Source organism: Pedobacter sp. AC402, assembly GCF_979252805.1.
On sequence record NZ_CEEDAI010000011.1, the window covers coordinates 581618 to 593921 of the forward strand.

12 protein-coding genes are annotated in these 12304 nt (G+C 36.3%); all 12 read left to right on the top strand.

The annotated features are described in order from the left end of the window. Positions 1-14: 14 nt before the first annotated feature. The 12 genes from AC0IWE_RS21485 (at position 15) to AC0IWE_RS21540 (ending at position 12291) form a co-directional block, all read left to right on the top strand. Entirely contained in the window at positions 15-1298 is a 1284-nt protein-coding gene (locus AC0IWE_RS21485) for a hypothetical protein (RefSeq protein WP_471794664.1), read from the top strand. A gap of 37 nt (positions 1299-1335) precedes the next feature. Then, entirely contained in the window at positions 1336-4704 is a 3369-nt protein-coding gene (locus AC0IWE_RS21490; protein ID WP_471794665.1) for a DUF6531 domain-containing protein, read from the top strand. Then, complete coding sequence (locus AC0IWE_RS21495; protein WP_471794666.1) at positions 4640-5992, top strand: RHS repeat domain-containing protein; 1353 nt, start codon at positions 4640-4642, stop codon at positions 5990-5992. Before AC0IWE_RS21490 ends, AC0IWE_RS21495 begins: the two co-directional genes overlap by 65 nt. Then, positions 5993-6592: a DUF8184 family protein gene (locus tag AC0IWE_RS21500; protein ID WP_471794667.1), complete on the top strand. Its 600-nt coding sequence runs from the start codon at positions 5993-5995 to the stop codon at positions 6590-6592. It abuts the gene before it with no gap. A 250-nt stretch (positions 6593-6842) separates the two neighbouring features. Next, positions 6843-7769, top strand: a complete 927-nt coding sequence (locus tag AC0IWE_RS21505) for a hypothetical protein (RefSeq protein ID WP_471794668.1) — start codon at positions 6843-6845, stop codon at positions 7767-7769. Between the two features lie 191 nt (positions 7770-7960). After that, entirely contained in the window at positions 7961-8704 is a 744-nt protein-coding gene (locus AC0IWE_RS21510; RefSeq protein ID WP_471794808.1) for an RHS repeat-associated core domain-containing protein, read from the top strand. Positions 8705-8733: 29 nt separating this feature from the next. Then, positions 8734-9066: a DUF7716 domain-containing protein gene (locus AC0IWE_RS21515; RefSeq protein WP_055912091.1), complete on the top strand. Its 333-nt coding sequence runs from the start codon at positions 8734-8736 to the stop codon at positions 9064-9066. Between the two features lie 252 nt (positions 9067-9318). Beyond that, on the top strand, positions 9319-9441 hold the full coding sequence (locus AC0IWE_RS21520; protein ID WP_471794669.1) for a hypothetical protein: 123 nt from the start codon (positions 9319-9321) through the stop codon (positions 9439-9441). A gap of 27 nt (positions 9442-9468) precedes the next feature. Beyond that, positions 9469-10125 (top strand): RHS repeat-associated core domain-containing protein, encoded by a 657-nt coding sequence (locus AC0IWE_RS21525; protein WP_471794809.1) that lies wholly within the window; start codon positions 9469-9471, stop codon positions 10123-10125. Between the two features lie 509 nt (positions 10126-10634). Further along, positions 10635-10874 carry a hypothetical protein gene (locus AC0IWE_RS21530; RefSeq protein WP_463492229.1) on the top strand — a complete coding sequence of 80 codons (240 nt, stop codon included), beginning with the start codon at positions 10635-10637 and terminating at the stop codon, positions 10872-10874. Further along, entirely contained in the window at positions 10875-11669 is a 795-nt protein-coding gene (locus AC0IWE_RS21535; protein ID WP_471794670.1) for an immunity 22 family protein, read from the top strand. Between the two features lie 454 nt (positions 11670-12123). Beyond that, positions 12124-12291, top strand: a complete 168-nt coding sequence (locus AC0IWE_RS21540; protein WP_471794671.1) for a hypothetical protein — start codon at positions 12124-12126, stop codon at positions 12289-12291. Positions 12292-12304: the final 13 nt, after the last annotated feature.

The window sequence follows — 12304 nt, forward strand, 5'->3', positions numbered from 1 at the left end:
CGACTTAAGCTCCAATGAATCCGATACAACTCGAACTATTTAAAATAGATAAACAATGGCAACAAGTAGTAAGACAACATCCATCAGAAACCTTGTTTCTTTGTTTAGGTGAACGGCACGAGGTAAATTTATTTGAAGCTTATTTCAAATACCAATTAACGGAAGAAAGCCGGACCGATGACATGTTCCTGCTCCATTACCAGGAATTTCAAAATGTATATGATTACGGTAAAAATTTGGTTAAAGAGTGGAAAGAGATTTTTGATTTATGGCAGAAAGATACTGGGAAAGGGATCGTTTGGGATGTGGATATGAGTGTAAACGCAAAAATTTATAAAACAGACGCTTATGTGCCTGTTCTCGCTTTAGAACAGCTCTGCAATCTCTATCCTGATTTAAAGTTGAAAAAAATATATGTTCAGCTGGCACCAACAAGCATTAATGATGTTACTGGTCTTTCTGAATGGATTAATGAATGGTGTAACTGTGTTAAAGCCATAAAAAATCAAAATATTAAGCTGGTTTATACAGAGCACCATACACACCGTACTTTAAAAAAATTAAAACAAGGAACCGAGTTTAGGATTAATATCGATGTGAGCCAGTTGATGCAGAATGCCGCAGCACATACCAACCGCGAAAAAAATGATCCTGAAGCCGATTACCAGCAACAAATATTGATTGCCAGTAATTATTTAAGTAAAGGTAAACACGAGCAGGCCAATGCAGTTTTGGAACGTGCCATTGTAATTGCCCAAAAACAGGGATTACAAGAGGCTGTTGTTGCTGCAAGGATTATGTTGGCACAGAGTTTAGCCGTAAAAAGTAAGAAAACAGAAGCACGTCAGCAATATGAAATGGCCTTGGCTCGCACCGGAGAAAACTCGCTATTAAGTGCTCACATTCACATGAGCTTTGGTAGCTTTCTCCTGGCACATGCAAGTAAAGATGAAGCTAAAAAGTACTTCGAAAAGGCGATTAAAATTGCAGAGATTATCGAGAATGATTTTATAGCTATGGAATGTACCCGTTTGCTTGGTCAACTTTCTGATGGCAAAATATCAGGATCTGGCAAAGCAATGGCCTATTACTTAAAGTGTTTAGAAATTGCAAAAAAGATGCCGATAGAAAAACGGCGACAAAGTTCGATGGCTTATACCGCATCGATCATGTTAAAAAAATATGGGGAGGAAAGTCCAGAAGGTAAAAAATTAGATCTGGAGATGCAGCAGGATTACGGAGAAGACTGGAAATCGATGGCAGAAGTGCCAAAGAACCATTCCAATCCATTATCCTAAGGATGTTCGGTGATGATATTACCCAAAAATAATGCAGATGAAAAAGATTAAAGCAAGTAAACCGAATATGGCTACCGATAGGTCAATAAGCCTATCTGCAAGCTTAACTAAAGCTGAACCAAAATCGGTTGGTGGTGGCGGTGGTGCTGTTGCCCCCGGAAGTAATCCGCCTGCGGCAAAAAGTACGTTAAAGCTTTTAACAGCCAAAAAACCCGCAATGGCCAATACAGCGGTACAGCATGTTAGTAAACATTTTGATGTGGTGCTGGCGATCGATTTTCACTGGACAACCATTCCCATCCCGCCATCATTTGGCTTTATTCCATTACCGTTGCCCCATCCTTTTATCGGTATGGTTTTCGATCCGATGGATTATCTGCGGTTTAACATTCCTATTCCAAAATTCGCACAAGGTTTAATTGGTGCAGCCAGTATCCCGATGGGGGGCTCTATTTTTGTACATGGCAGACATAAAGCTACCACGACTACAAGTGTGATGGGGGTTTTACTCCCTTTTAGGCACATCAGTTCTATACCGGTTTATTTCATTGTAAATATTCCGGGTTCACCACATGAGGGTGAAGTGTATTGGGGCTCTACCACTGTAAAAGGACAGGGATCTGAAATGAGTGGTTCTAATCCTGGGCAGGTATTAACTTGTTGGTGCCCACCAATGGGATTAAAACCGCTACCAACTGTACCTGGTAAATTAAAGAAAAATCCTCTTGCTTATTTCGCTTTTTACAGCGATTTATTAAGTATGTACGTACAAATTAATACTGGTAAACCTGTTTTGGTTGGTGGTACCTTTGCGCCGCATAATTATACATTAAAGGAATATTTGATGCGCTTTGCCGCCATTGGTATTATGAGAGGGCTTACAAAATTGGGGGGAGCCTTATCTAAGGCGGCATTAAAAGGCGTGAAAAAAATGCTTGGCAAAATGTTTGCTGGCGGCAACCCGCTCAAAAAACTAAAATGCCACTTTGGTTTGGAGCCTGTAAATTTCGTTACAGGAGCTATGTTTTTTGAATGGACCGATTTTGAATTGCCGGGCGGTCAAACTTTGGCCTGGAACAATGTGTGGCGCAGTGATAAACCTTATTCGGGCATGCTGGGTAACCATGTTTACAACAATTATGACCTTTATATCTATCCAGATCCGGAAGCCGGCATTGTAGGTTTTAGCCACCCCACCGAAAATATGGTGATGCCTTTACCTTATATCGAAGCATATTCAGGTAAACAATACGATCGTGCGCAGAAACTCTGGATGGAAAGACCCGATGAAAATACCTGGGTACTTACCATTGATCAGGATATTTACACGTATACCCTTTTTAGCGGGGGGGCAGATGGAGATTTCTACCGTATAAACCATATCGAATATACCAATGGCAGTCAGCTTACCTTTTATTATCAAAAACAACTTTTAACCCGGATTGTAGAAAACTCTGGCCGTGTGCTCGAAATGAAGCATAATGAATCTGGTACAGCAATTAACGCAGTTTATTATCACTATAAAAATACCAGCGACCTGTTGGTGAGTTACGATTACGATCAGCGTGGCAACATGATCAAAGTTTACGATCAGGCGGGCAAAGCCATCAGTTTTGAGTATGATGAGAACAACCATGTAGTGAAAAGAACTAACCGGAACAATATGGTTTATTTCTGGACTTACGATGCAGAAGGCCGTGTAATTCATACCGAAGGTAGAGATGGTTTTATGAGCGGATCGATAAGCTACTTCCCGGAGCAAGGATATAATGAGGTTTACTATCGCGATAGTAAAATAGAACGTTATTATTATGATGAAAACGATTTGGTTTACAAAAAGGTGGATGCCATGGGTGGCGAAACCTGGTATGAACACGATCGTTATAACGAAGAAAAAATGGTTTCGAGCCCTGAAGGCAGGGTAATCGGCTATGAATACGATGATCGGGGCAATATTAAAACTTATCATACCGCGGATGGCGAGCAATACCAATATGCATATGATGAAAACAATAACCTGATTCTGCGGAGTGATCCGGCTGGATTGAATGAAACCTGGTTATATAACGAGCAGAATCAATTGCTTAAACATGTACAAAAAGACAATAGGGTAGTCGATTTTCATTATACCGAAGGACAAAAATTACCAGTTTTTTGCCGCGATAATGATGGCCATGAAGTTCATTGGACTTATAACAGCTTAAACCAGCTGATCGAATCGGTTTCGAGCGAAGGCAATAGCCGTCGTTGGACTTATGATGATTACGGACGCTTGATCCGTTTCAGTCCTGACGGTGATCAAACTACGGTTTGGGAACGGGATGAAATGGGGCGCGTAATCCTGGTAAAAGATTTTGGTGAAGAGCCTTTACGTTTCGAATACGACGCCTATGATCTTCCGGTTTATGCCACCGATGGCCGTGAAGAATGGTACATGAGCTATACTCCAATGGGCAGCTTAAAAACACAAAAAAGAAGCAGCCAATCCTCCAGCCAGAATATCCAGACCCTTCATTTTACCTATGATCAATGGGAAAATTTAAAGGCCATTACCAATGAAAAAGGCGAAGAATATCTTTTTTTAAGGGATGCCAATGATGATGTGGTGAAAGAAATTGGTTTTGATGGCCAGGAGCAACAATACATCCGCAACCAGGATGGGCAGATTATTAAAACCATACAGGCCGATGGAAAAGCTGTGTACCATAACTACGACCTGAGTGGCCGTTTGGTATATAGCAGCTACAAAGATGGTACCTACGAAGCTTTCCAATACAATAAACTTGGGTTGCTTATTGCCGCAGAAAATGAACTTTCTTCAGTTAATTTTAAGCGCAATCCATTGGGGATGATTAGCCAGGAAATACAGGATGGCTACCAGATTAATTATCAATACGATGTTTTTGGGAACCTGATCAGTTTAAAAAGTTCATTGGGCGTCGATATTAAATACGATTATGACGAAACAGGTTATCTGAATGGCATCGCTGCAAAAAGTGGCGGATCAGCAGAATGGACTGCAACCATTGGCCTTAATAAAAACGGACAGGAAACCAGCCGCAGTTTAAGCGGTGGGGTTAGGGCTACATTCGATTATGATCACGAAGGCCATCCAATCAGCCAAAAGGTGGAAGCCAGCCGTTCCATCACTGCTTTTAAACAATATGCCTGGGGACCGAACGATAAACTCAACAGCTGCTTAAATAGCATTACAGGGGGTAGCATCAATTACAGGTACGATACTTTTGGCAGCTTGGCTTCGGCAAGTTACAGTGATGATGGCAAAGTCATCTATAAAAATCCTGATGAAACCGGGAACTTATATAAAACCGCAGACCGCAGTGACAGGCGTTACGATAAAGGAGGTAAACTGCTTCAAAGACGACCAGTGGTATTACCGTTATGATGCCAAAGGCAACCTGGTGCAAAAAAGCAAGCGTAATATTATCGGCCTGGCCAAAGGAGAAGTTGCCGAACCAGAAGATAATGGTTTGTTTGGTAAAAAATTAAACTGGGGAATGGCCAATCCTGAAATCCCCAAAGCGGAAGCGCTGGATATCCTGGCAGATGCTGAACCTGATTTGCCAGAATGGAAAGAGGGCGACTGGGCTTATGCCTGGGCGGCCAGTGGCATGATGAAGGCCGTTAAAAATCCAGATGGTGAGATCATCAGTTTCGAATACGATGCCTTAGGCAGAAGAAAAGCCAAAATTGTTCATGGCCTCCTCCCAAAAGGGGGAGGCCGGGAGGGGTTGATCTATCGTTATGTGTGGGATGGTAATTTACTGATCCACGAATGGAATTACCCTTTAAGCGAACGACCTAACCTGGTGGTTAATGAAGATGGATTGCTTAGCTACGATAAAACGGAACCACTGGGCAACGATTTAATTACCTGGGTGTACGATCAAAATAAATTTACACCAAGTGCCAAAATCGTTAATGGCCAGTATTATTCTATTATCAGCGATTATTTGGGCACTCCAGTACAAGCTTATGATGATGCCGGTAAAAAAGTGTGGGATTGTGAATTTGATATTTATGGAAAAATACGTAATCTTAGAGGCGATAGGGAATTTGTTCCGTTCAGATATCAGGGGCAATATGAGGATACAGAAACAGGATTGTATTATAATAGGTTTAGGTATTATGATCCAGAGACGGGAGGGTATGTGAGCAAAGATCCGATCGGACTACAAGGTGGAAATAGACTATATGCTTATGTTGGAGATAGTAATTTTTGGCTAGACGTCTTTGGATTAATGCCATGGGGAGAGTTTATGAATGGAGCAAGCGCAACAATTACAGCAGGAAATAATACAGGAACTTACAGCAGTTCTACGGCAGGGCATGCAGAGATAAATGGGCTTAACGATTTCACTAACAAAGGTTGGTTAAATGGACAGGATGTAGTTATTTCAGATGTTACAGGTAATTTTAATAATGGGGTGAAACCAGTTGGGGTATGTTCAAAATGTAGATCAAATGTTTTTGGAATATTGACGGAAGGTGGGGCAAAAAGCGTGACCATTCCTGTAACCAAAGGAAATGTAACAGTTGATAGTTATAAAATTATGAGTGATGATTTTGGTAGGGTTCAAGCTGAAATTGATAGAATAAATAAGGGTTCTGGGAATCCTAGATCTAAATCAGATGCGGCATGGGACATACTTAAAAAATATAAATATAATTAAATGAAGAAAATAGAAGCAAAAGACACGTTATTTTTTTATAACCCAAATATGGAAGATTTGATCTTATATGCAGGTGTAAAATTTAGTTACAATTTTAAAAAAAAACAATTTCAGTTAGACATAAATCCAGATGGAGAATCCCGTTTAACAGATATTGAAAATTTTAAAATAAATGAAGCATTAACGCAAATTGAATTCGATATTAATTATAAAAACAAAGCAATTGCTTATACCGTAAGTAGTAATTTCTATACATGTAAATATGCTTTCGAGGTCATCAATAATTTAAATGAATCTATTATTCCAGATAATGATTTAGATAAAGTAGATCTATACTTTGAACAGGATGTACTTACGCATTTATACATAAGTAAGACAAAAGAATATCAACTGATCGATTCATTGAGGCTTATATCCGAAAATAATAATTGCTATTTAATCAGAAACAAACCCGAATACAGTAAAAAAAGAGTAGACGATATATCCGTTCAGGATGGCAAAGTTTCGATAAATGCAGAGGGAAAAGATGTCTTTTTTGAATTTAATCTAAGTCAAGTGGTATATAAGATTATTGAGAATATGTTTAGACTTAAAAAATAATCCCTATTGGATAAAATAACTATAAAAAAGAAGTATTTTAATTGGTTGAAATAGAATTGATATAGTTTTTAGTCGTTAATTTCTAGTTTAATCTTGATGAAAATTATCAAGCCAAAAGTCTTAGGTATAACGTATGAGCCGAAGGTAAAAGAACTATGTTTAATCTCCGACCTTAAATTTAATTACAGTTTAGAACTAAAGAAATTTCTTTAGTTAAATATAGCTTCAATGCTTGATGCGAGGAACTAATATGACTTTATTTAAAAATACTCTAATAAAAAAAGCAATAAAGCGCTATAACTATAATGAAAAGATTGAAATCGATAGAGATCAGGATAGCTTTCTAAGGAGGTATAAAAATTTTACAGATAAAGACACTTTAAAAAAACATACACATATTGTTTATGGTGTTTTAGAGGGCATACCGTATTCAACTCACATCATTGCTAAAAACCTATTATTCCAGGAAGATGAAAGCTGTTGGAAATATTTTGAAAGAACCGCTCTTTTCTGGACGATGTCACATATTAACGACCCTTTTATCGACCACATTAAAGCCGCATTCGAATATAGCTTATATGTGGAGCGCAATGATTTGATTGAAATCTTATTGAGAAAGGCGGAGGAATACTTAAACCGTGATGAATACAAAAACAACAAGGATTATAAAAACCAAAAAGTATATCCAAGTACCCAGCTAATCCATTTCTTACTCGAAAAATGGTTGGGAAAAAATCCTATAAAGGATCCGGTTTTGCAATATGGCTCAGGCTATGGTATTTATCAGCGGTTAATTGACAATTGGGATGATTTATCGAAAATCGAAACAACTTATTGGGATGAACTTTGCGAATATCATTTAAAAGGCCTGAGTTTAGAAAAACAAGATGATTACAAAACTGAAGAGTTTTTGGCCAGTGGGCTTGTTCCTATGGAACTCATAAACATCATTAAAGTAAGAAAAAAGTTAGGGCTTGATATCCCTGTGATTACGCACGAATTATTTCAAACCCCGATGGCGAAAGAACCTCAGATTCCAACGGGTTATAAAGATGATTTAGACGTAAAATATCAATTGGTTAAAAAGACTGTAGATACCAAAAAGAAATGGGCGATAGAAGAAGTTGTTTCGGAACTTAAAATTCAGTTTGGGGAGGATGTTGATTTGTTTTTATAATCCCTTGAAGTAATAACATAGATTTTGTTTCATTATAGGCTATCATTAAATGAATCCTAAGCGATTAATTAACCATTTCATTTTGTTTGAAAGTATCCCATAATTTTAGCGCTAAGTTATGCTTGCATCAGAAGGTGTTCGCAAGAATCGTTGGCTCGGTTACGAAAGCATAACTGTTTGGCGACGAATTAATTACCTGGGTGTATGATCAAAATAAATTTACCCCAAGTGCCAAAATCGTTAATGGCCAATATTATTCTATTATTAGTGATTATTTGGGCACTCCAGTACAAGCTTATGATGATGCAGGAAAAAAAGTGTGGGATTGCAAACTTGATATTTATGGGAAAATACGTAAACTTAGTGGCGATAGGGAATTTGTACCGTTCCGTTACCAGGGGCAATATGAGGATGTAGAGACAGGATTATATTACAATAGATTTAGGTATTATGATAGCAAAGCTGGAATATATATCAGTAAAGATCCAATAGGCCTTGATTCACAGCAATTTAATTTTTATTCCTATGTGAGAGATACTCAAATTGAAGTGGATAAATTCGGGTTAATTAGTACTAATCCAGGTGTTTATGATGTACATCACGAATCATATATTTCTAAAGATATGTGGCGTATGTCTGACAGAAAACATTTTCAAGAAGGCAATCGGCAGTTATATAATAAATTAAAAAATGATCCAAGTCTTAAAAATGCATTAGAAACAAAGTATCCGGGTATTTTCGATCACGTTAAACCAGGACCAAAGGGAGCATTTAAAGGAACTGCATTTACTGGTACTACTTGGCACCATCATCCAGAAGTTGGAGGGTTACTTCAACTTGTAGATAGAGTTGATCATAATTCAAGATTTCCTGATTATCATCCCAAAGGTTACGGTGGAAGAAATAAATGGGGAGGTGATTCAGGTTGCCGATAAGCAAATAAACGATAACATAAAAACGAAATATGAAAACTTACACTAGTATTGAAACTTTAATCCAAGAGCGAGAAAATTTAGATTGGGATGCCTGGCTATATTGTAATTTAATTAAGTGGGAGGAAAATCCCTCTGGTACGACTATATACCACATTACCGAAGATGAAGCATTGGAATATGATGAAGATGAGGATACTGGGCTTCCAATGATCGCAGTTGACTTAGATGTAGATACATTCTTGGAAATGGAAACATTTAAATCAATTGTTGAAAATCAATTACTAAGAAAAAATGATTCGGAAACGGAAGACTTTATTAAGGCCATAAATTATTACAGAGAATATGATACATTTATTGATTAAGAATGAACTTCAATTTAGAATGTGTTATGCATATAAGATATGCATTTGTTACATTCTACTCTAGGATACTTTTGTTGACTTAAATATGATCAAATAAAGAATCCGATTTCCGGATATAATTTAGCACAAGCATCCACATAGAGGGTGCTTGTGCCTTTTAGGGCTAAGTTTATGCTTGCATCAGAGGTGTTTGCAAGAATCGCTGGCTCGGTTACGAAAGCATAACTGTTTGGCAACGATTTAATTACCTGGGTGTACGATCAGAATAAATTTACACCAAGTGCCAAAATTGTTAATGGCCAATATTATTCTATTATAAGCGATTATTTGGGTACACCTGTACAGGCTTATGATGAAGATGGTCAAAAAATTTAGGAAGTCGAGCTAGATATTTATGGTAAAATCCGTAGATTGAGCGGAGCGAAGGATTTCATACCTTTTAGGTATCAGGGCCAATATGAAGATTTAGAGACGGGATTATATTACAACCGTTTTAGATATTATGATCCGGAGATTGGGGCGTATGTATGTAAAGATCCGATAGGGTTACAAGGAGGTAATAATCTGTATGCATATGTACGTGACTGCAATTGGTGGGTAGACCCATCTGGATTGAGTGGATTACCCAGCTTTGACATTCTCAAAGATATGGCTCACAATTCTTTGGATTTTACTACGGCAAAGGACGGTGCTGTTTTTTGGTCTGGTGGTAACATGAAAACTGCGCAAGATTGGGCGCTAGCCAACGGAAAGACAACATTAGAGCAAACTAGAGGAGGAAAGATCTTAGATGATCTAGATTTATTTAATCCGAAAAATGGACTGACAGGTAATCAGGCTGCTGAAGTCTGGAACATTGCGTCTAAGAGATTCGCAGAAAGTGCATCTGGAGATATTAATGTGTTTTCAACAGGAGCGAAAAGATTTGGCCCTTTTGGAGAAAGAACATGGTGGCGTATAGAAAAGCCCGAACTTCTCAAAAATAAAAACGTAGGTACGATTTTTAGAAGAAAAAAATCTGGCGATAAAAGTAAGACGGGTCACATAAAATGTACATAATATGAGCGATTATATAGAACAGTTAAAAGGAAATCCAACTATAAATAGATTGAAAGACAATCAAGGGAATTCATACGGAATAAGAGTTTTGGGGAGGGGAAGACCTGTTTTTTCAGGAAAATGAAAAGGCTCTAATATGTGAAATTGACGCTGTTAATGGGGTTATTTATTCAAAATCAATTAAAAACTGGGAAGACGAAAGGAAGATCGAGCCCTGAAGAGAACGGAATAGAATAATCTCATTAATTGACAAATATTATAAAGAAATTTATAACCCGAATGTTGTTATTCTATAATAAACAGATAGCTATTGGGAAATACTTATCCGATGGTTTATAAAGCTTTTTTTGACAATTCAGAAACTATAGTTAATAGTTTAAAAGTTGAAATATTGTATCGATAAATTGCTAATAGTAATTTAGGGATTATTTGTTAATAGTTTAGAAAAGATTAGCTATAATTTCTATAAAAATACTTTTGAATTTCGGCCAAAATCAAATTATAGGAATATGAAAATTTTAAAAATAGATAGAGGGAGTGTTGAAATTGATATTGATGGAGAAATATTGAGAGTTTTAGGAGAAGCGATGATGCCCTTGCCAAAACCTGAATTGTCAAGCTATGTCATTTATGAAAATTCCTTCAAATGGAAAAATAAAGATTATAATTTAATTATAAATCGGAGTAAGATAATTGATTTTTTAAGAAAAGAGTTTTTAGAGAGAAATTTAAGACTGATTATTGAATAGGTGATTGAGAAAATACATATTTGGGTAGGAAATTTTGAATCAAAAGCATCTTTTGAGAAATATTTTGATCAGGAACCATATTTTAAAGCATGGTATATTTATGATAATGAACCGCCAACGGGAAACGAAGAAGAAGATAAAGAGCCTAGTGCAGCCCTGCGGTGTCAATTTTGTAAGGAGATAGGCATTGATAATTATGATGAAGATTTTATTATGCTGAAATATTATCAGAAGCATCAAAGTATCCATGCAATATTAAATGATGTTCCTGGAGATGGTTCAGAGTTTTTAAAATTGGGTGAGGAACTAGGTCTTGATCGTATAAATGTTTTGATTGCTTATGAAAATACTGATTTGACTCAAGAATCAGCATCAAAGGCAGAAAAATTAACTTATCTGGGACAAATCAATAATTTGTCAACTTCTGATGATAAAACAGATTTAAACAAACACTATTTGTGGATAGGAAAAAATGAAATATCTTCTGATGTTCTTGATTCTTTAAAAAATAAAGATGTGGACAAAGAGCGTATAGCAAAGATTTTAGGTGTTGATGCACAGATCATTAAAGAGATTAACTTCTACTATACTGAAAATAAAGAAAAAGTTGATGAGATAATAATAACTCACGTAGAGGATTATAATATTGCAGAGAAAATGATATTAAAAGCAGATAAGTTAGCCATTAATTCAACAACGAATTTAATGTTGGAATTGATAAGCCATCAAGATCTCAAAATTGATATAAATGATAAATTAGGACTTAGTTACATCGGTGATTTTCAAGAAGAATAAAATGTAAGTACTTTTAAATTCATTATCTTGTGTATTAAATTGATTTTAAAATAAACTTATTATACTAAACTAAAAAAGTTTCTAATTAAAAATTAATAAGTACTATATATTAGGATTTATAGGTTTTGTTCTTCAGCATTTCAAAAAATCCAATATTATGTTCGAAAAAAAGAATTCAGCCATAATTTTTGAAGAATTTCAGGGTAGAAAAAATAAAATCAAGGATCTGATTAAAGTGCCAGTATCAGATCCTCTATATTTAAAATTTTTATCAAAATACAAAGGCCTAGAAATTATCCTGATATAGAAATATTTAGCTATGAAAATGCTTTAAATGAAAATAAATATATTGAGAAAAATTATCCGGAGCTATATAATAAAATTTGGATGATTGGACGAAGTGGACAGGGAGATGAATGGTTTATTAATATAGAAAAATCAACCGTTTTGTTTTATGATCACAATAAAGGGCAATATAATTCCAACTGGCTATAAAGATGACCTGGACGTAAAATATCAATTGGTTAAAAAGACTGTAAATACCAAGAAGAAATGGACAATCGACGACATTGTTTCCGAACTTAAAAGGCAATTTGGAGAGGATTTGGATCTGTTTAGTTGATAATGTCAGAATA

What these genes read in the sequence shown, in the direction of transcription:
- AC0IWE_RS21485 (WP_471794664.1), top strand. Translation starts at nt 15, where the DNA reads ATGAATCCGATACAACTCGAACTATTTAAAATAGATAAACAATGGCAA.
- AC0IWE_RS21490 (WP_471794665.1), top strand. Translation starts at nt 1,336, where the DNA reads ATGAAAAAGATTAAAGCAAGTAAACCGAATATGGCTACCGATAGGTCA.
- AC0IWE_RS21500 (WP_471794667.1), top strand. Translation starts at nt 5,993, where the DNA reads ATGAAGAAAATAGAAGCAAAAGACACGTTATTTTTTTATAACCCAAAT.
- AC0IWE_RS21505 (WP_471794668.1), top strand. Translation starts at nt 6,843, where the DNA reads ATGACTTTATTTAAAAATACTCTAATAAAAAAAGCAATAAAGCGCTAT.
- AC0IWE_RS21515 (WP_055912091.1), top strand. Translation starts at nt 8,734, where the DNA reads ATGAAAACTTACACTAGTATTGAAACTTTAATCCAAGAGCGAGAAAAT.
- AC0IWE_RS21530 (WP_463492229.1), top strand. Translation starts at nt 10,635, where the DNA reads ATGAAAATTTTAAAAATAGATAGAGGGAGTGTTGAAATTGATATTGAT.
- AC0IWE_RS21540 (WP_471794671.1), top strand. Translation starts at nt 12,124, where the DNA reads ATGATCACAATAAAGGGCAATATAATTCCAACTGGCTATAAAGATGAC.